Genomic DNA, 17,641 nt, shown 5'->3' with positions numbered 1-17,641 from the left:
GTTCAATTATATCGAGTGTGATTACAATCGCTGGCGTCGCCACAGTGCCTGCGGTGGTATCAGCCCGGAACAGTTCGAAAACCAAATCCTCGCTTAGGGCGTGTCCACATTACGTGGGTAGGATCAATCAGCTGCCGGACGCTGAGCCTCATAGCGGCAGGTCGACAGGGACAAACCTGTAAGCCTGCAGGCACGACGTTGCGACAGACCGGTCGCATCACACATCAATACCACAGCTTCCCGCTTCTGGTCTGTCGTCAGTACTTTCGCCCCAGAGCCACCTGAAGCGCCTCCTTATCCAGCATGGTTTCGGCAAGCAGCTTCTTGAGTCTGGCGTTCTCTTCCTCAAGCGACTTCAGGCGCTTAACCTCGGGAACCTCCATACCGCCATACTTCTTACGCCAGGTATAAAAGGTGGCGTCGGAAATGGCGTGTTTACGGCAGAGTTCACGGGCAGAAACCCCGGCTTCAGCCTCGCGGAGGATACTGATGATCTGTTCGTCGGAAAAACGCTTCTTCATGGGGATGTCCTCATGTGGCTTATGAAGACATTACTAACATCAGGGTGTATTAATCAACGGGGAGCAGGTCAGGTTCAGCGCATAGGTGAACGCCTTTGCCAGCTCTGAGTGGCGGGACAGAGTTTTCACCTTTTCACGCAGCCAGTTTTCCAGTGAGTTAAGAAGCGCTTTCGTTTTCAACTGGCGTTCGGCAAGCCGCTGTTCTGCTGGCATTCCCCTGATATCCGCTTCGATGGCATACAACTCGCCTATCCGTTTTAGTGCTTCATCCGTGAGTGCTGAGGGAGTGCGAACATGAACATCATGGATTTTACGCCGGGCATGGGCCCAGCACGCGGCTTCCTTTATATGGCCGTCGCGGTAGAGCTCATTGAACCCGGCGTAGGCGTCAGCCTGCAGTATTCCACTGAAGCCTGCAAGATGGGTCTGAGGGTGGATGCCTTTTCTGTCCGGGCTGTACGCGAACCACACCGCCGGGGCCAGCGCTGACCCGGCGTTGCGATCATCACGAACATACGTCCACAACCGCCCGGTCCTCGTCTTCTTATTACCTGGCAACAGCACCGGGACGGGCGTGTCATCGGCGTGGAGCTTGCCGTCAGTCAGCACATAGCGCCGAAGCGCCTCTTCCGTCGGCGACAGCAGCCGGCAGCATGCATCCACCCAGCCCGACAGCAGTGAGCGACTCAGCTCCACACCCTGGCGACCGTATATTTCAGACTGGCGATACAGCGGTGTGTGCTCTGCATACTTTGAGGTCAGTACGCGGGCCAGCAGTCCCGGGGTAATCCCCCCGAAAAACCGGTGTGTTCATAAGTAGAATTTTCTCGTAACCTGAACCGGGGAGATCTCTATGAAGAAATCACGCTTTACCGACAGCCAGATCATGTCCATCCTGAAGCAAGCTGAGGCCGGAACCCCAGTTGCTGAACTTTGCCGTGAGCATGGCATGAGCAATGCCAGTTTCTATAAGTGGCGTTCACGTTTTGGCGGGATGGATGCCGCCATTTTGCCGCCAACAGTTAATCAGACAACAAAAAAGCCACTCAATAGAGCGGCTTAATCATATGATTCTAAAGCTAAAATTTGGTGGCCCCTGCTGGACTTGAACCAGCGACCAAGCGATTATGAGTCGCCTGCTCTAACCACTGAGCTAAGGGGCCGAGGCGCAGGATTATAAGATAACTGTGCCAGGCAATCCAGCATTCTGCATACTGGTTGCCGGTTTTTCAGTCAGTTGGCGGGATTCTGTTATAACAACGCGCTGAAAAGCGGCGGGTGATAAAAAATTGCTGGCGCATGCAGTTTTTGTCGCATGACGCTGCCTGTGCCTGTGCCTGTGCCTGTGCCTGTGCCTGTGCCTGTGCCTGTGCCTGTGCCTGTGCTGGTGATTGCTGCTATTCTCAGCATAACAAGGTATCTATTGTGTTGGATTAGCCATGAATAACCGGCCTGATTTTTCTGCTCTCAATGCTTTTCTGTTAGTGGCGACCCGGCGCAGCTTTCGCCAGGCGGCTGATGAGCTGGGTGTTTCACCCTCCACGCTCAGTCATATGCTGCGCGGACTTGAGGATAAGCTGGCGGTCCGTCTGCTTAATCGCACTACCCGCAGCGTTTCGCCAACTGAAGCCGGAGAGCGGCTTATTTCACAGCTTGCGCCAGCGTTGCAGGGTCTGGATGCGGCGCTGAGCGTGCTGGATGATTTTCGCCAGCTTCCCGCCGGTGGGCTGCGCATTAATGCCAGTGAAGAGGCCGCGCGCATGCTTTTACAGAGCATCATCCCCGACTTTTCCGCTCGCTTTCCACAAATAACGCTCGATTTAGTGACGGACGGCCGGCTGGTGGATATTGTCAAAGCGCGCTGCGATGCCGGTATCCGTCTGCTGGACGATGTGCCGCAGGACATGATTGCCGTGCCCTTTGGGCCGTCGGTGCGTTTTATTGCCGTTGCCTCTCCTGAATATATTATTCGCCACGGCGAGCCACAGACGCCCGATGATTTACAGCATCACCGCTGCATCCGCTTTCGTATGCCGAGTGGTAAACGCTATCGCTGGGAGTTCAGCCGCCACGGGCAGGAAAGGTTGGTGGATCCGCCGGGTATATTAACGCTGGATCATCCGGGCCTGATGGCCGAGGCCGCTGCGGCGGGAATGGGGATTGCCTGGATGGCCGATCGCAGCGCGCATCCGTTTATCATCGCAGGGCGTTTGCGTCAGGTGCTGGTTGACTGGTCACCTCCCTGGCCGGGGCTGGCGCTTTATTATCCTGGGCATCGCTATGTGCCGCCGGCGCTGCGGGCGCTGATTGAGGCTATTCGTCGTAACCATCAGCAAAGCCAGCCTGAGGAATAACGCGGCGTCATATTTTTGACACCGGCTGATGCTACAACCATGACTGACCCATCATGCTTGCTGTGACCCGTAAAATATTTTCGCGCGAGAAATATGAAATTTTGCTCATTAGTGAATTGACTCGCTTGCAAAATCTACGCGCATAGATATAATATTTTTTAAGCAATCATCGCGGGGTTACGCCGCCTGAATGGCTGAAAAAGGTTTTACCTACTCTGTGTATTGTTAAGAAAATTTGCTAAATAGACGGAAGTTAACGTCATCAAATGCAGAGTATGTGCGGATACCAACACCAGGGAATCCTCTTCTGAACCTTCAGCCGGGTCAGTAAGCGCGTATTAGCCGCGATGTTTGCTCCCTTTCACAAGGTGGGACATGTCAGGCGCAATACATACACATATGCCTTAATGCAGGGATTGTTATCATGTCTGAAATACACCAAGGCCACGTAGTTTCCGAAGCGGCCGCTGATGCTCAGTTTACTACGCCTCAAGGACGCAAAGATTTTTTGCGTGCGACCTTTTCATGTTGGTTAGGCACGGCGATGGAATACGCCGATTTTGCGCTCTACGGGCTGGCCGCCGGGATTATTTTCGGTGATGTATTTTTCCCACACGCTTCGCCCGCCGTGGCGCTACTTTCCAGCTTTGCTACCTGGTCTGTCGGCTTTATCGCCCGTCCGATCGGCGCGCTATTTTTTGGCTGGCTGGGCGACCGTAAAGGGCGCAAGGTAGTAATGATTGCCACCATTGTGATGATGGGGCTTTCCACCATGCTGATTGGCCTGATACCTAGCTATAACTCAATCGGTGTCTGGGCGCCGGTGTGTCTGGTGGTGCTACGTTTCAGTCAGGGGTTTGGCGCTGGCGCTGAGCTGTCGGGCGGAACCGTGACGCTGGGCGAGTATGCGCCAACCAAAAGGCGCGGGCTGGTGTCGTCAGTGATTGCGCTCGGTTCTAACAGCGGTACGTTGCTGGCGTCGCTGGTGTGGCTTCTGGTGGTGCAAATGGATCCTCAGCAACTGCTTGAATGGGGCTGGCGCATACCCTTCTTGTGCAGCGCTCTGATTGCGCTGGCTGCGGTGTGGATCCGACGTCATCTGCGTGAGACGCCGGTGTTTGAACGTAAAATGCGCCAGCTTGAAGCGCTACGCAGTGATGTGCAGGCTCAGCAAAATCAGGCAAAAGACCATGGCGGCATTCGGCGCAGTAGCCGGGCGTTTTGGATAATGATTGGTCTGCGTATTGGCGAGAATGGGCCTTCTTATCTGGCGCAGGGTTTTATTATCGGCTACGTGGTAAAAGTGCTGGCGGTAGACAAATCCGTTGCCACCACGGCAGTTTTTATCGCTTCAATTCTGGGATTTGCCATTATTCCTTTTGCCGGCTGGCTTTCTGACCGCTTTGGCCGCCGCATCACCTATCGCGGCTTCTGTTTACTGCTGATGCTTTACGCTTTCCCTGCCTTTATGCTGTTAGATTCACGTGAGCCATTCATTGTTATTTCAACTATTGTGGTGGGAATGGCATTGGCTTCGCTGGGTATTTTCGGTGTCCAGGCCGCATGGGGAGTGGAACTATTTGGCGTTACGCATCGTTATACTAAAATGGCGATGGCTAAGGAGTTGGGATCGATTTTGTCTGGTGGCACCGCACCGCTGATTGCGGCGGCGTTGCTCTCCTGGAGTGGGCACTGGTGGAGCATTGCCAGCTATTTTGTTGCCATGGCGGCGATTGGCTTTCTGACCACCTTTGTCGCGCCGGAAACCCGTGGGCGAGATCTAAACTTACCTGAGGATGCAATATAGTCACAGGCTTATTTACAGACAAGGCAGGTAGACATTGGCAAAACAAGGTGCAGGACGGGCAACGCGTGCCGATGTAGCAAAAGAAGCCGGGACTTCGGTCGCCGTGGTGAGTTATGTCATCAATAACGGTCCGCGTCCGGTGGCGAAAGCGACGCGCGAAAGAGTGTTGCAGGCGATTAAAAAGATCGGCTATCGCCCCAACAGCGTTGCCCGTGCTTTAGCATCTGGCACCACCAAAACCTTTGGTCTGGTGGTGCCGAATATCTCTAACGTATTCGTCGCTTCCCTGGCGCACGCCCTGCAGCAAGAGGTGTTGGCGAAAGGGCAGATAATGTTGCTGGGCGACGCCGGTGATAGTCGACAGCGTGAGCTGGAGCTGATTAACAACCTGCTGGAGCGGCAGGTGGACGGGCTTATCTATATCAGCGTCGATCGCCATCCTTATATCGATCTGATTCAGGAATCAGGAACCCCGCTGGTGATGTTGGATCGACTGGATCCGGGTGAACATCACGTCAGCGTGCTGCGGGTTGATGAGCGTGCGGCAGCCTGTCAGGTGGCCAGCCATTTGTTAAATCACGGCTATCAGCAAGTGGGAATTATCAGCGGCCCGCTGGAAATGATGAACGCGCAGGACCGAATAAACGGCTGGCGCGACGCCATGGCGGCGTTCGATCTGCCCGTAAACGAAGGCTGGATTTTTCCGGCACCTTATACGCGTGCGGGGGGCTATCAGGCGACGAAAACGATGCTCGCGCAGAACACCTACCCGCGCGCGCTGTTTACCAGTAACGAACTGCAGGCCATCGGCTGCGTGCGGGCTTTGGCTGAAGCGGGGCTTAGCGTGCCTGAGGATGTCGCTGTGGTTTGTTTTAACGGTACTGAGCAATCTGCGTTCCACGTGCCGTCATTAACGACAGTGCGCCAGCCGGTAACTGACATGGCGCGCGCTGCTTTTGAAATGTTGCAAAACTGGACGGCAGAGCCCACGTTACGTGAATTTGCTCACCGTCTGGAGATCGGGGAATCCTGTGGTTGCCGCTTGCATAAGCCTCCGCTGGAATAGCGATAAATCAAAAACTAATAGCTAACAATGAAAAGAATTATCATCGATTGCGATCCGGGCAACGGCATCGCGGGATCGAATGTTGATGACGGTCTGGCCATTGCGCTTGCGCTGGCCTCACCGGAAATTTCACTCGATCTTATTACCATCGTAGCGGGAAATACGCCGGTCACAACAGGTTATAGCGTGATTAAAGACCTGTTAACCCGGCTCAGGCTGGATATACCGCTGGTGCGAGGTGCAAGCCATGCGCTGGTCGAACCTGAGCAGCCCTGGCGGGATATTCTGGACAACCGTTTGCATGATCCGGCGCTGAAAAGCCTGTGGCATGGGGTGCGCCAGCCGCAGCAATTTGACGCCGGGAACGATGAGGCTGCTGACGCTATCGGCCAGCTTATCTGTGCGAATCCCGGTGAAATCACGCTGGTGGCTATTGGTCCGCTGACCAACGTTGCCCGGGCGTTGAAAAAGTATCCACAGATGGCAAGCGCGGTACAGGAAATTGCCATCATGGGCGGCGTCTTTGCGCTGGACGACTACATTAAAGACACCAATTTCGGCTTCGATCCGGAGGCCGCCTGGCAGGTATTACACAGCGGCGCCAATCTGACGCTGGTACCGATGGATGTGACGACCCAAACGCTGATGACTCATCAGGATTTGCAGCGGCTGGCGCTCATTGAGCATCCGCTGGTGAACTTTGTTTGCGAAACGCTGCGGCCCTGGATTGATTACTCGATTGCTCAGCGTCATATTCCGGGGTGCTGGGTACATGATGCATTGGTGGTTGCGTGGTTGTTGAATCAGCGGGTTGCTACCGCCGCAGATTATTACGTCGATGTTGAGTTGCGTCCTGGAGTAACGCGCGGTAAATCATGGCGTTATCGTCCTCCTCTGCGCCTTAAGGTTGGGATTAACGAGCCAGCCGGAGGCCTGGTGCATGTGCTGCAACAGGTCGATAATGCGCAGCTGATCGCCATGATCGAGCACTATTTTTCCGGCCTGGTGCGTTGAATAGGGTGTTGTTGTAATAGTTGCTTACTGACGGAAGCGAACGCTGACAATTGCTCTCCTTTGTGGTTGTTTGTCACATGCTATAAACAAATGGTTAACATCCTGACGGTCACGGTGCTGGCACTATCTTGCGGCCATCGTTCCGTAACCCGCCTCATCCCATAATCAGCCTGTGCCTATGAGCGCAGGCGAATAAAACAGGACAACCTATGTTTAGCTGGACACCGACTCAACGCAATGTGGCCTCGGCCTGCTTTGCGAGCTGGATGCTGGATGCGTTCGACTTTTTTATTCTGGTCTTCGTATTAAGCGATCTGGCTGATAATTTTCAGACCAATATTACCCAGGTTTCACTGGCAATAATGCTGACGCTGGCGGTACGTCCGCTGGGCGCTTTACTGTTCGGCCGGCTGGCGGAGAAATATGGCCGTCGTCCGATTCTGATGGTGAATATCGTTTGCTTTACGCTGTTTGAGCTATTGTCCGCGTGGTCACCTACGCTGGCAGCTTTCTTCGCCTTTCGCATTATTTATGGCATCGCCATGGGCGGCGTCTGGGGCGTGGCATCATCGCTGGCGATGGAAACCATTCCGGATCGTTCCCGCGGTTTAATGTCCGGTATTTTTCAGGCGGGTTATCCTTCGGGCTATCTGCTGGCCTCCATTTGCTATGGCCTTTTCTACGGCGCGGTGGGCTGGCGCGGGATGTTTCTTATCGGCGCGTTACCCATTCTGCTGCTGCCTTTTATCTATTTTAAAGTCCCGGAATCGCCCGTGTGGCTGGCGGCGCGGGCGCGCAAAGAGAGCGTTGCCTTAATGCCGGTTATCCGCAGCCACTGGAAGCTCTGTCTCTATCTGGTGATCCTGATGGCCTGCTTTAATTTTTTCAGCCATGGCACCCAGGATCTGTATCCCACCTTTCTGAAAGTGCAGCATAAATTTGATCCTCATACCGTCAGTTTGATCGCCATCACCTACAATATTGCAGCCATGCTTGGCGGCATTTTATTTGGCGCATTGTCGGAAAAAATGGGGCGTAAAAAGGCGATAATTCTGGCGTCGGCACTGGCATTGCCGGTGCTACCGCTATGGGCATTTTCCAGTGGTTCGCTGATGGTGGGTATCGGCGCCTTCCTGATGCAGTTTATGGTGCAGGGCGCCTGGGGCGTTATCCCTGGCTACCTTACTGAGTTGGTGCCCGCCAACGCCCGCGCAGTTTTACCGGGTTTCGTCTATCAACTGGGGAACTTGCTGGCATCGGTTAATGCCACGCTGCAATCTTCAGTCGCGCAAAGCCATAATGGTGATTACGGACTCGCGCTGGCGATGGTGGCCGGTACCGTCGCGGTGCTTATCTGCATTATCACTTTCTTTGGGCGAGAAACCCGGGGCATCGAAATATCCGGGCGGTCAGAGGTATAACATTACCGGGCCCGGCAGTGCGTCGGGCCCGGTGACGGCGCAATAGCGTAGGTTACAGCGGCTGGCAGACGTCCACCCAGCGGGCGTTGGTTAACTCAGCCATACGCAGCGGGCTGATGCGCACCGCGCTGTTAATTGAGCCTGCGGCCGGCAGCACTTCATCAAAGGTCTGCAATGAAAGATCGCACAGGATGCTCAGTGGGTTTTCCAGCCCAAAGGGGCAAACGCCACCAACCGGGTGTCCGGTCCAGTTAATGACTTCATCAACGCTTAGCATCCGGGCTTTTGACCCCAGCGCGTCTTTTAACTTGCGGTTATCAAGGCGGGCATCGCCACGGGTAACGATCAGTACCACGTCATCTTTTACCTTCAGCGACAACGTTTTGGCTATCTGGCCCGGTGAAACACCATGAGCGCGAGCCGCCATCTCTACCGTGGCGGTACTTTCGTTCAGTTCAATAATAGTAATATCGGGGGCGTGTTCGGCGAAATAATCGCGCACGGACTCCAGGCTCATGCGGTGTTCTCTGCAGTAAAGCCAATAAAATTGCCACATTGTCAGCGACGTGTAAATAAGCGCGCAGATTACACCGGTTTTAACGTGCAGTTGCCGCAGCGTTCTACGTCGGGGATCCGATAGCGCTGGCAGCAGCTACGCCGCTGCATTTCACCTTCGCGCGGGATAACGGTGCGATAGAGTGGATTGTGCCCGCCGTCGGGCAGGGTACTGGAAAAAAATAGCATGTGCTCAAGTTCAACGCGCAGCGTTTCACCGATCTGCGGCGTCAGTTCGCCAAGAAACCAGTGCATTAAAAAGCCGGTATTATTCCAGATAAGCCTGGCGTTAATCTCGCCGTGACTTTCAATCGCGTCCACCACCGGCATCAGATGCCGCTGAATCAGGCGGTCAATACGCTGCACTGGCCCCATATAGCGTGCCGCCTGATCTTCGCGCACATGCCACCAGAACGCCTGCGGCCGACCGGTTTCATGGAATTCCATATGTAAAAAAGCCGGATCGCAATCAATAGCGCGTTCTTCGCGCAGCAGGGCCAGCATTAGCGGCGGTACGCACAGGCCAAAATACCATTGCGCCCACAGCGATTGCAGCGGTTTCGCTTCACGCTGTGCATTGGGGTGATTGTGGTAAAGAAATTCAGCGTAAAGATGGCTGAGATGGCTAAATTTTTCCGGCTGCGACCAGCTGGCAAGCGGAATACAGCCGTTTGGGGCGCGTTCACTAAGTTTGAAGGTGTCCAGCATCCATGGCCGTTCTGACGCAAGTCGTTCCTCCAGCGCGGTTGCCAGCGTACGATCGTGCTGTATAAAAATCAGCGAATCCTTTTGCGGCACGTAGCGTTGTGAGTTGACGGTAGCCATCAGAAACCTGCTGTGTCCGGTCGGTATGATAAGTATAAGGCAAATGATAATCGTTCTTGATTCTATCGGAGGGATGCATCGGCAACAAGCGGAAAACGGCGGATGAACAACAGATTTACCAGGCCCCGCGAGCGGGGCGACGCGACTGTTTTAAAGTGAGTCAGCGGTTTCAGGCTGACGCAGGCTGGTAAGCTCCAGTTCACCGGCGGAAAGAATGGTATTGCGGCCGCGGTTTTTTGCCAGGTAGAGTGCGCGGTCAGCATTGGCAATCGCGGCTTCAAAGTCATCGGCCAGCATGGGCGCAAAGCCCGCGCTGACCGTAACGTGAGTCGAGACTTCTTTGTTGTTGCGATGGGGGATCTCCAGCGCCAGCACGCATTCGCGGATGCGCTCAGCCAGCTTGCGGGCGATGGATTCGTTAACGTTGGTCAGCAGAACCAGAAACTCCTCGCCGCCATAGCGGGCGACGATATCCCGCGAGCGAACGGCGTCGCGGATGGCGAATGAAACCCGGGACAGCGCCTGATCGCCCATCGCGTGACCATAGCTGTCGTTATAAGCTTTAAAGTGATCGATATCCAGCAGCAGCACAAAATGGCTGCCGCTATGATTTTCCAGGATATTATCCAGGCGATTCTTCAGGCCGCGGCGATTATATAACCCAGTGAGCGGGTCAAGCATACTCAGGTCGCTGAGCGTTTCTTTCTCTTCATAAAGCTGACGCACCAGCTGTCGGGTGAACTGATCGCGACGGCGCAACATCACGTGATGCAGCGCGAAGCCGATGAGCGGCATAATAATAATGAACAGCAGCATTGCCGTATCATGGCCGTTGTCGAGCAACAGCGCGGTCAGCGATGCCGGCGTAATATGCAGGCAAAAAGCAAGTAAATGATCACCCAGCGCAATAGCGCCGATAAAGAAGACACTGAGTAAACTTATTAGTAAAAAGCTGCCATCGAAATAAAACACCATTTCGTTTTTAATGTAAATTTGCCATGCCCACAGCAAACCAATAATTGACGCGACAATATTTAATAACGGAAATTTCCATTGCGGCAATAAAATCATCCATATCAGCAGCGCGCAGCACATTACGCTAATCAGCAGCACGGGCTGCGTTAGCGCAATGTGCAGCGTGCTGTGCAGTCGCAGCATGCTAAATAAAGATGTGGCAAAATTTAAAAAGAGAAATAGCATCAGCGACAGCCGATGCTTGCTGTATAGCAATTCATCGTAACTTTGTATTTTCATTTTATTTCTCGTGACCGCTTTGAAATATCAAAGCACTAAGCCAAACCGGTTAAATAAAAAACCAGTTGGAAAGTTTAGTTACGTAATTATTGAGATTTTTTAAATGCAGTGCCGGATGAATTTAACACTTTCATCCCGGGCTGTCATCCATGGTTGCTAAACTTCGCCACTCTGCACTCAAATGATAAAAGTTAGCATATGCTTATGGTAATCATTATCATTTTGGTGCATGGTAGTAACCGATTGCTACTGGGTAGGGTGGGGAAAACGATGCTGGCAAAAACGCTTGAAAGTGGCTGGGGCGTAGTCGTACCGCTGTTGGCGGTGCCTTTACTTGCCTCAATGGAGATCTCGTTTGAAACCTGGCGGCTGCTGATTGGGTTGGGTTTACTGATGACCGTCGCTATGCTTTTCCATCCGCGTCTGCGCCATTATATGCTGCTGCCTTCGTGCATGACGCTGGGAGCGGGTTTACTGGCTGTTACTCTTCACGCCGCCTCGCGCTAGCCGCAGAACTACCGGATATCGCTACCCTGATAATCTACCGATCTGCGATGAATGAAGTGAAGTCGTATATCGTTGAAAAAACAAGACGTGGTGCGAGGGGGGGGACTTGAACCCCCACGTCCGTAAGGACACTAACACCTGAAGCTAGCGCGTCTACCAATTCCGCCACCTTCGCACAGGCGCAAAGCGATTTCAATCTGCGTGGTTTTTGGTGCGAGGGGGGGGACTTGAACCCCCACGTCCGTAAGGACACTAACACCTGAAGCTAGCGCGTCTACCAATTCCGCCACCTTCGCATACCCGCAATACGATCAGTATTGCAACCACGGAGGCGAATTCTAGTGTTTTTACCGAGCGCGTCAATGATTATTTCATTATGCCGATGAGATCGCCGCAAAAAAACACAGAATGGCTGGCAGGGGATTATAGCGACGCCGTTTCCGGCGTCGTCACCGGGACTAGCGCTTCGCCGCCCGTCCGTAGATTGCGCTGTAGACTTTAAAGCGCCCGGTTTGTGCCAGCACCTGATGCTGGCCGAAGGTCTCATCCAGTATCTGCGCATAGGGCAGAAAGGCATTAGCCACGATGCGCAGTTCACCGCCGCTGTTGAGGTGCTTAACCGCACCGCGAATCAGCGCTTGCGCGGCATCCAGACTGGTCTGGGTGCCTTCATGAAACGGCGGATTCGACAAAATAAGATCGAAACGGCCGGTTACGTCGCTGAACACGTTGCTGGCGAAAACCTCGCCTTCAAGGCCGTTAGCCGCCAGCGTGGCTTTGCTGGCGCCGATCGCCGTGGCGCTCACGTCGCACAGCCATAGGCGAACTTTAGGCGAATGGCTGGCCAGTACCGCCGGTAAAACGCCGGCGCCGCAGCCGACGTCCAGAACTTTCCCTTTAGTATGCGGTTTCAGCGTTGAAAGCAGTAGCGAACTGCCAGCGTCCAGCCCGTCGCGGCTGAATACGCCCGGCAAGGTTTTAATCGTCAGTCCGTTCAGCGTATAGCCGTTCCACCAGGCATCGGCATCAAACGTGGCCTGGGTTTCCAGTCGGCCATGATATAGTCCGCAGCGGCGCGCGCTGTCGATTTTGTTGAGGGCGCCAAAGGGGGCAAACATCTGCTCGGCGCTGCGCACGCCGCTGCGGTTTTCCCCGACGATGAAAACATCGCAGCCTGCAGGCAGCAGCGACAGCAAATTTTGTAGCTGATACTGGGCTTCTGGCTTATTTTTCGGCCAGTAATAGACCAGGGTGTCGCAGTCGGCGGTGGTTTGCGCATCGGCAACCAGGCCGTATTGCGCACGTTCGCCCATCAGACGGCTCAGCGCCTGCCAGTGATGATATTGTTGGCTGTATGCCTTGCTCAGGGCCGTATCCAGCTCGCCGGGCAGGCTGTCTTGCAAGTCGCCGGCGAAAAGCACGCGGCGTTCGGTAAATTCATCACTATGGCGCAGGATAACTTCACTGGCCGGTGTATAAGCTGACATCAATGGCTCCTGTATAATCAGAACGGCGATTATAGTGGTTTGTTGGCACAGATTCGACGGGTTTGCTAGCATAGCTCCGCATTTAAACCGCCGGACAGGAGGCGCGATGTCGTCCAGACGCGACTGGTTATTACAGCAGATGGGGATAACCCAGTACCGCCTTCGCCGCCCTCAGGCACTGCAAGGTGAAATTGCCGTGGTCGTTCCTCCTTCAATCCGATTACTGATTGTGGCGGATGCGCCTCCCATGCAGAGCGAACCTTTGGTAGCCGACGTGCTCAAAACGCTGATGCTGCCGCCAGAACAGGTATTTACTCTGACGCCGGATCAGCTGGCGATGGTCAGTGATACCACTTCCTGTCCGCGTTGGTATCTGGGTGTCGAGGCCGCTGTCGACCAGCCGGTTACGCTCGCCAGCCCGGCGCTGGATACACTCTATTACGATGCCGGCGCCAAACGGGCGCTCTGGCAGCAGATTTGCCAACATGAACAGCATTTCTTTACTGACAGCCGCTGATCTTGAGCGGGCGCTTGAAATTGAAAAGCGCAGCCATGCTTTTCCCTGGAGTGCGCAAACCCTGAGTGCCAACCAGGGAGAGCGTTTTGTTAATTTACGCCTCGATAGCGATGGCCTTATGGCGGCATTTGCGATTACCCAGGTGGTGCTTGATGAAGCTACGCTGTTCAACCTGGCCGTGGATCCGGATTATCAACGGCGTGGTTACGGGCGTCAGCTGTTAAGCTATCTGCTTGGCGAGCTGGAAAAGCAGAATGTGATGACCCTCTGGCTGGAGGTCAGGGCCTCTAATCAGCCGGCGCTGGCGCTTTATCAGCAGCAGGGATTCAACGAAGTGTCATTGCGGCGTAATTATTATCCTACGGCGACGGGACGGGAAGATGCCATCGTGATGGCACTGACGTTATAAAATTTTTACTGAATGACAGGATGAAAGTCATGCTGACAAACTGGGACTGGATCCTTTTCGACGCCGACGACACGCTATTTCATTTTGATGCCTATGCCGGGCTTCAGCGGATGTTCCGGCGTTATGACGTCGATTTTACCCACGACGATTACAGCGCGTATCAGGCGGTGAACAAGCCGCTTTGGGTCGAGTATCAGAACGGCGCGATTAGCGCATTGCAGCTGCAGCATCGCCGCTTCGTCGGCTGGGCAGAAAAACTCAGGGTAGAGCCTCAGGAGCTAAACAGCGGTTTTCTGGGGGCCATGGCGGATATTTGTGTTCCTCTGGTCGGTGCGGTTAACCTGCTTAATGCGCTGAAAGAGAAAGTGAGCATGGGCATTATTACCAATGGCTTCAGCGCGTTGCAGCAGGCGCGACTGGAGCGCACCGGCTTTCTCGACCATTTTAAATTTGTCGTGATCTCCGAACAAGTCGGCGTGGCGAAACCGCATCTGGCCATTTTTGATCATGCGCTGACGCTTATGGGCAACCCGCCGCGTGAGCGGGTGATGATGGTGGGGGATAATCCTGATTCTGACATTCTCGGCGGTATCAATGCTGGCTTTGCCACCTGTTGGCTGAATGCGGATGGGCGTGAGGCGCCGGAAACGATTAAGCCCGACTGGGAGGTTTCGTCGCTGGCGGAATTGCAGGCTCGCCTGCTGCCGGACTATGTCGACGGTAAATGACGCGCGCCCGACGCTATCGTTGAAATCATCAGTAAATTTGTACAACAGATGCAAATTATGAACGCCCGCGCGGGTTATTATGGAAACGTAAAAAGGGTGGCATTACGAGTTCTTTTCGGGCCACAATCTTCGAAATTGTCATCAACAGGATCCGGGAATGAGCTGCCTTCGTCCCTCTTCTTTGCTGTGCATCGCCGCTTTTTTTCTGACAGCGACAGCTGGCGCAGCGGAGACTTATCATTATCAGCCTGAGGCTGTAACCCTTAACGGGCAGGTTTCCGTTCAGACTTTTGATGGCCCGCCGGGATATGGTGACGGGCCGGACGATCAGCAGGTGAAAGTCGCCGTGCTTGAGCTTGACAGCCCGATAACCGTGGTCCCTTCCGCCGGCGTTGACATTAACGATCCTGATGCGCAGGAAGAAGATAACGTTACCGATATGCAGGTGCTGAATCCGGATAATATCGATTTACCGGAAGGCTGTTACGCTCTGAGCGGAACCCTGATGCATCAGGTCAACGCCGACCATTACACGCCCGTACTGCTGCAGCTTAAGTCAGCCTCAGCAGCCAGCACCTGTCACTAGGTGCGAGGGGAGCGTCGTAATGCTGACAAAAGTAATGATTGCGGTCCTGATGGCTTCGGGGCTGCCCTGCCTGGCGGTAAAAGCGGCTGAACCGGCTCCTTCCGACCTGGGCAGCATCACCGTCGGCCAGACGGCGCTGCCGTTGCCGCTAAACAGCCGTGATTTTTCGGTCACGATTAATCAGCTACGCGTCGCGCTAATGGAACCCTGGGATGCGCAGCTGGCCGATCGCCTGGGCATCATGGATAGCAGCAATTATGCCGGCTCCTCGCCAGAGGAGGGCGGCGGTTATAAATTCTATCGCCACCGCTACGAGCATTTTACCCTTTACACCTCCAATCTTGACTGGGATAAGCAGCAGCGGGATATCGACAGCTACCGTATAGCGCAGATTACGCTGCATTCCCCTGAGCTGATTACCGCGCGGGGGATCCACATCGGCTCGCCCGAGCAGGCGCTGTTGCATGCCTATGGCGCCGGGGTGCATGAGCGCTATCAGGATATTCAGCGTCGCTGTTACCACTATCATGGTATGGAGCTGGTGTTTACCCTGCAGCAGAAAGATGTCAGCGGGATAGCGCTGGTCTGGTCGGGGCAGCACTGACCCTTATCCTGACAATCTCCTCACAACGATTGTTTCTCATCGGCCAATCGGCGAAAATGCCGGCCATTGTTATTAACAACGTGCTGTGCGCCGGCTTTAAACTGGCGGCGCGGCCTGATTGAGTGAATCAAACCGATATGTCTAATGCGCCATTTATGCAAGAGGTCGCGCGTCGCCGCACTTTTGCCATTATCTCCCACCCCGATGCCGGTAAAACCACCATTACTGAAAAAGTGCTGCTGTTCGGACAGGCAATTCAGACCGCAGGAACGGTAAAGGGACGCGGCTCCAGCCAGCACGCTAAATCAGACTGGATGGAAATGGAAAAACAGCGCGGCATCTCGATTACCACCTCGGTAATGCAATTTCCCTATCATGGCGCGCTGGTAAACCTGCTTGATACCCCGGGGCACGAAGACTTCTCCGAAGACACTTACCGGACGCTGACCGCCGTCGACTGCTGCCTGATGGTGATTGATGCGGCGAAAGGGGTAGAGGATCGCACCCGCAAGCTGATGGAAGTTACGCGCCTGCGCGATACGCCAATTCTGACGTTTATGAACAAGCTCGACCGTGATATCCGCGATCCGATGGAGCTGCTGGATGAGGTTGAAAGCGAGCTGAAAATCGCCTGTGCGCCAATCACCTGGCCGATTGGCTGCGGCAAACTGTTTAAAGGGGTTTATCACCTTTATAACGATGAAACCTATCTCTATCAGTCCGGTATGGGGCATACGATTCAGGAAGTCCGTATCGTTAAAGGGCTGAATAACCCGGATCTGGATAGCGCAGTAGGCGAAGACCTGGCGAAGCAGCTGCGTGAGGAGCTGGAGCTGGTCAAGGGCGCCTCAAACGAATTTGAAAAAGAGGCGTTTCTGGCCGGCGCCCTGAGCCCGGTGTTCTTTGGTACCGCGCTTGGTAACTTTGGCGTAGATCATATGCTCGACGGCCTGGTCAGCTGGGCACCGGCGCCGATGCCGCGGGTTTCCGATACGCGCAGCGTTGAGGCTTGCGAAGAAAAATTCAGCGGCTTTGTGTTTAAAATTCAGGCCAATATGGACCCTAAGCATCGCGATCGGGTTGCTTTTATGCGCGTGGTTTCCGGTAAGTATGAAAAGGGCATGAAGCTACGTCAGGTGCGTACCGGCAAAGATGTGATGATTGCCGACGCGCTGACGTTTATGGCTGGCGATCGCGCACACGTTGAAGAAGCTTATCCCGGCGATATCATCGGATTGCACAATCACGGCACTATCCAGATTGGCGATACTTTTACCCAGGGTGAAAGCATGAAATTCACCGGTATCCCAAACTTTGCGCCGGAGCTTTTCCGACGTATTCGTCTGCGCGATCCGCTGAAACAAAAGCAGCTGTTAAAGGGGTTGGTCCAGCTGTCGGAAGAGGGGGCGGTACAGGTATTCCGCCCGATTGCCAATAATGACCTGATTGTCGGCGCCGTAGGGGTGCTGCAGTTTGACGTAGTGGTGGCTCGCCTGAAAAGCGAATATAACGTCGAGGCGATTTATGAGTCGGTCAACGTTTCCACCGCGCGCTGGGTTGAAGGCAGTGATGCAAAGAAATTCGATGAGTTTCAGCGCAAAAATGAAATAAACCTGGCGCTGGATGGCGGCGATAACCTTACCTACATTGCGCCGACTATGGTGAACCTCAATTTAACCCAGGAGCGTTTTCCTGAGGTCAGCTTCCGTAAAACCCGCGAGCACTGATGGCCGGCGCGCCCGAACGCGCGCGTTTCTTTTCTGCTGGCCCGATGTTCAGGGCCAGCTTTTTCTTAGCAATTTCTGCAGAACCCTCCTAAAAAATCTGCTTTTTGCCGCTTTTATACGCAAATCTGCCATTCAGGCAGGTGATATTCCACAAAAGCACTATATTTATTAACGCAGGAGGCAAATTAATTCGGTATCAATGCCTTCGCGTTCCTTGGCAGCCACGCCGTTTGTGGCATGCAGTCTCACATTGTGGGCG

The 17,641-nt window shown here is 54.2% G+C and carries 18 protein-coding genes, 3 tRNA genes and 2 pseudogenes; 14 read left to right on the top strand and 9 right to left on the bottom strand.

Features of this window, described 5'->3' with window-relative positions:
* The coding region (locus BTJ39_RS11545; protein ID WP_139356339.1) for an IS3 family transposase at window positions 1–97 on the top strand (97 nt) is incomplete at its 5' end.
* A 29-nt stretch (window positions 98–126) separates the two neighbouring features.
* Here BTJ39_RS11545 and BTJ39_RS11540 read toward each other — a convergent pair.
* Both BTJ39_RS11540 and tnpC read right to left on the bottom strand, forming a co-directional pair.
* Window positions 127–521: pseudogene (locus BTJ39_RS11540) on the bottom strand (transposase); the annotation flags it as partial.
* Between the two features lie 72 nt (window positions 522–593).
* Window positions 594–1,304 (bottom strand): annotated as a pseudogene (tnpC, locus tag BTJ39_RS11535) (IS66 family transposase); the annotation flags it as partial.
* A gap of 70 nt (window positions 1,305–1,374) precedes the next feature.
* Between tnpC and BTJ39_RS11530 the strand changes: the two are divergent.
* Window positions 1,375–1,584, top strand: a complete 210-nt coding sequence (locus BTJ39_RS11530) for a transposase (RefSeq protein WP_338418162.1) — start codon at window positions 1,375–1,377, stop codon at window positions 1,582–1,584.
* A gap of 24 nt (window positions 1,585–1,608) precedes the next feature.
* Here BTJ39_RS11530 and BTJ39_RS11525 read toward each other — a convergent pair.
* Window positions 1,609–1,684: transfer RNA gene (locus BTJ39_RS11525), tRNA-Ile, on the bottom strand.
* A 276-nt stretch (window positions 1,685–1,960) separates the two neighbouring features.
* On the opposite strand from BTJ39_RS11525, the gene BTJ39_RS11520 reads away from it, so the two are divergent.
* The 5 genes from BTJ39_RS11520 (at window position 1,961) to BTJ39_RS11500 (ending at window position 8,183) form a co-directional block, all read left to right on the top strand.
* Window positions 1,961–2,875 carry a LysR family transcriptional regulator gene (locus BTJ39_RS11520; RefSeq protein ID WP_078002837.1) on the top strand — a complete coding sequence of 305 codons (915 nt, stop codon included), beginning with the start codon at window positions 1,961–1,963 and terminating at the stop codon, window positions 2,873–2,875.
* Window positions 2,876–3,299: 424 nt separating this feature from the next.
* A complete protein-coding gene (locus BTJ39_RS11515) occupies window positions 3,300–4,682 on the top strand; it encodes an MFS transporter (protein WP_078002836.1) in 1,383 nt (460 codons plus the stop codon).
* Window positions 4,683–4,716: 34 nt separating this feature from the next.
* Window positions 4,717–5,748 carry a LacI family DNA-binding transcriptional regulator gene (locus tag BTJ39_RS11510; RefSeq protein ID WP_078002835.1) on the top strand — a complete coding sequence of 344 codons (1,032 nt, stop codon included), beginning with the start codon at window positions 4,717–4,719 and terminating at the stop codon, window positions 5,746–5,748.
* Window positions 5,749–5,775: 27 nt separating this feature from the next.
* The gene (locus BTJ39_RS11505; RefSeq protein ID WP_078002834.1) at window positions 5,776–6,762 is read left to right on the top strand and encodes a nucleoside hydrolase; all 987 of its coding nucleotides are present in this window, start codon (window positions 5,776–5,778) and stop codon (window positions 6,760–6,762) included.
* 209 nt (window positions 6,763–6,971) lie between these two features.
* Window positions 6,972–8,183, top strand: coding sequence for an MFS transporter (locus BTJ39_RS11500; protein WP_078002833.1), 1,212 nt, complete (start codon window positions 6,972–6,974; stop codon window positions 8,181–8,183).
* A 52-nt stretch (window positions 8,184–8,235) separates the two neighbouring features.
* On the opposite strand, the gene BTJ39_RS11495 is transcribed toward BTJ39_RS11500, so the two are convergent.
* From BTJ39_RS11495 to BTJ39_RS11485, 3 genes are all read right to left on the bottom strand, one after another.
* Entirely contained in the window at window positions 8,236–8,700 is a 465-nt protein-coding gene (locus tag BTJ39_RS11495; protein ID WP_078002832.1) for a YbaK/EbsC family protein, read from the bottom strand.
* 68 nt (window positions 8,701–8,768) lie between these two features.
* The gene (gene fhuF / locus BTJ39_RS11490) at window positions 8,769–9,563 is read right to left on the bottom strand and encodes a siderophore-iron reductase FhuF (RefSeq protein ID WP_078002831.1); all 795 of its coding nucleotides are present in this window, start codon (window positions 9,561–9,563) and stop codon (window positions 8,769–8,771) included.
* Between the two features lie 150 nt (window positions 9,564–9,713).
* Window positions 9,714–10,817, bottom strand: coding sequence for a GGDEF domain-containing protein (locus BTJ39_RS11485; protein ID WP_078002830.1), 1,104 nt, complete (start codon window positions 10,815–10,817; stop codon window positions 9,714–9,716).
* Between the two features lie 204 nt (window positions 10,818–11,021).
* On the opposite strand from BTJ39_RS11485, the gene BTJ39_RS11480 reads away from it, so the two are divergent.
* Window positions 11,022–11,324 carry a DUF1435 domain-containing protein gene (locus BTJ39_RS11480; protein WP_078002852.1) on the top strand — a complete coding sequence of 101 codons (303 nt, stop codon included), beginning with the start codon at window positions 11,022–11,024 and terminating at the stop codon, window positions 11,322–11,324.
* 88 nt (window positions 11,325–11,412) lie between these two features.
* Here the strand turns inward: BTJ39_RS11480 and BTJ39_RS11475 are convergent.
* The 3 genes from BTJ39_RS11475 to rsmC form a co-directional block, all read right to left on the bottom strand.
* A tRNA-Leu gene (locus tag BTJ39_RS11475) sits at window positions 11,413–11,499 on the bottom strand.
* A 34-nt stretch (window positions 11,500–11,533) separates the two neighbouring features.
* Window positions 11,534–11,620, bottom strand: a tRNA-Leu gene (locus tag BTJ39_RS11470).
* A 162-nt stretch (window positions 11,621–11,782) separates the two neighbouring features.
* Complete coding sequence (gene rsmC / locus BTJ39_RS11465; protein WP_078002829.1) at window positions 11,783–12,811, bottom strand: 16S rRNA (guanine(1207)-N(2))-methyltransferase RsmC; 1,029 nt, start codon at window positions 12,809–12,811, stop codon at window positions 11,783–11,785.
* A gap of 106 nt (window positions 12,812–12,917) precedes the next feature.
* Here rsmC and BTJ39_RS11460 point away from each other — a divergent pair, with 106 nt between their 5' ends.
* From BTJ39_RS11460 to prfC, 6 genes are all read left to right on the top strand, one after another.
* Entirely contained in the window at window positions 12,918–13,328 is a 411-nt protein-coding gene (locus BTJ39_RS11460; RefSeq protein WP_078002828.1) for a DNA polymerase III subunit psi, read from the top strand.
* Entirely contained in the window at window positions 13,297–13,737 is a 441-nt protein-coding gene (gene rimI, locus BTJ39_RS11455) for a ribosomal protein S18-alanine N-acetyltransferase (protein WP_078002827.1), read from the top strand. Before BTJ39_RS11460 ends, rimI begins: the two co-directional genes overlap by 32 nt.
* A 29-nt stretch (window positions 13,738–13,766) precedes the next feature.
* Window positions 13,767–14,465, top strand: coding sequence for a pyrimidine 5'-nucleotidase (gene yjjG, locus BTJ39_RS11450; RefSeq protein WP_078002826.1), 699 nt, complete (start codon window positions 13,767–13,769; stop codon window positions 14,463–14,465).
* Window positions 14,466–14,622: 157 nt separating this feature from the next.
* On the top strand, window positions 14,623–15,051 hold the full coding sequence (locus BTJ39_RS11445) for a hypothetical protein (RefSeq protein WP_078002825.1): 429 nt from the start codon (window positions 14,623–14,625) through the stop codon (window positions 15,049–15,051).
* Between the two features lie 19 nt (window positions 15,052–15,070).
* The gene (locus BTJ39_RS11440) at window positions 15,071–15,655 is read left to right on the top strand and encodes a hypothetical protein (protein ID WP_078002824.1); all 585 of its coding nucleotides are present in this window, start codon (window positions 15,071–15,073) and stop codon (window positions 15,653–15,655) included.
* A 137-nt stretch (window positions 15,656–15,792) separates the two neighbouring features.
* Window positions 15,793–17,382, top strand: a complete 1,590-nt coding sequence (prfC, locus tag BTJ39_RS11435; protein ID WP_078002851.1) for a peptide chain release factor 3 — start codon at window positions 15,793–15,795, stop codon at window positions 17,380–17,382.
* The last annotated feature ends 259 nt before the right edge of the window (window positions 17,383–17,641 follow it).

Source organism: Izhakiella australiensis (assembly GCF_002006995.1).
GTDB lineage: Bacteria > Pseudomonadota > Gammaproteobacteria > Enterobacterales > Enterobacteriaceae > Izhakiella > Izhakiella australiensis.
This window is presented reverse-complemented; position numbering and strand designations above follow the sequence as displayed.

What these genes read in the sequence shown, in the direction of transcription:
- BTJ39_RS11530 (WP_338418162.1), top strand. Translation starts at nt 1,375, where the DNA reads ATGAAGAAATCACGCTTTACCGACAGCCAGATCATGTCCATCCTGAAG.
- BTJ39_RS11520 (WP_078002837.1), top strand. Translation starts at nt 1,961, where the DNA reads ATGAATAACCGGCCTGATTTTTCTGCTCTCAATGCTTTTCTGTTAGTG.
- BTJ39_RS11515 (WP_078002836.1), top strand. Translation starts at nt 3,300, where the DNA reads ATGTCTGAAATACACCAAGGCCACGTAGTTTCCGAAGCGGCCGCTGAT.
- BTJ39_RS11505 (WP_078002834.1), top strand. Translation starts at nt 5,776, where the DNA reads ATGAAAAGAATTATCATCGATTGCGATCCGGGCAACGGCATCGCGGGA.
- BTJ39_RS11500 (WP_078002833.1), top strand. Translation starts at nt 6,972, where the DNA reads ATGTTTAGCTGGACACCGACTCAACGCAATGTGGCCTCGGCCTGCTTT.
- BTJ39_RS11495 (WP_078002832.1), bottom strand. Translation starts at nt 8,700, where the DNA reads ATGAGCCTGGAGTCCGTGCGCGATTATTTCGCCGAACACGCCCCCGAT.
- fhuF (WP_078002831.1), bottom strand. Translation starts at nt 9,563, where the DNA reads ATGGCTACCGTCAACTCACAACGCTACGTGCCGCAAAAGGATTCGCTG.
- BTJ39_RS11485 (WP_078002830.1), bottom strand. Translation starts at nt 10,817, where the DNA reads ATGAAAATACAAAGTTACGATGAATTGCTATACAGCAAGCATCGGCTG.
- BTJ39_RS11480 (WP_078002852.1), top strand. Translation starts at nt 11,022, where the DNA reads ATGGTAATCATTATCATTTTGGTGCATGGTAGTAACCGATTGCTACTG.
- rsmC (WP_078002829.1), bottom strand. Translation starts at nt 12,811, where the DNA reads ATGTCAGCTTATACACCGGCCAGTGAAGTTATCCTGCGCCATAGTGAT.
- BTJ39_RS11460 (WP_078002828.1), top strand. Translation starts at nt 12,918, where the DNA reads ATGTCGTCCAGACGCGACTGGTTATTACAGCAGATGGGGATAACCCAG.
- rimI (WP_078002827.1), top strand. Translation starts at nt 13,297, where the DNA reads ATGAACAGCATTTCTTTACTGACAGCCGCTGATCTTGAGCGGGCGCTT.
- yjjG (WP_078002826.1), top strand. Translation starts at nt 13,767, where the DNA reads ATGCTGACAAACTGGGACTGGATCCTTTTCGACGCCGACGACACGCTA.
- BTJ39_RS11445 (WP_078002825.1), top strand. Translation starts at nt 14,623, where the DNA reads ATGAGCTGCCTTCGTCCCTCTTCTTTGCTGTGCATCGCCGCTTTTTTT.
- BTJ39_RS11440 (WP_078002824.1), top strand. Translation starts at nt 15,071, where the DNA reads ATGCTGACAAAAGTAATGATTGCGGTCCTGATGGCTTCGGGGCTGCCC.
- prfC (WP_078002851.1), top strand. Translation starts at nt 15,793, where the DNA reads ATGTCTAATGCGCCATTTATGCAAGAGGTCGCGCGTCGCCGCACTTTT.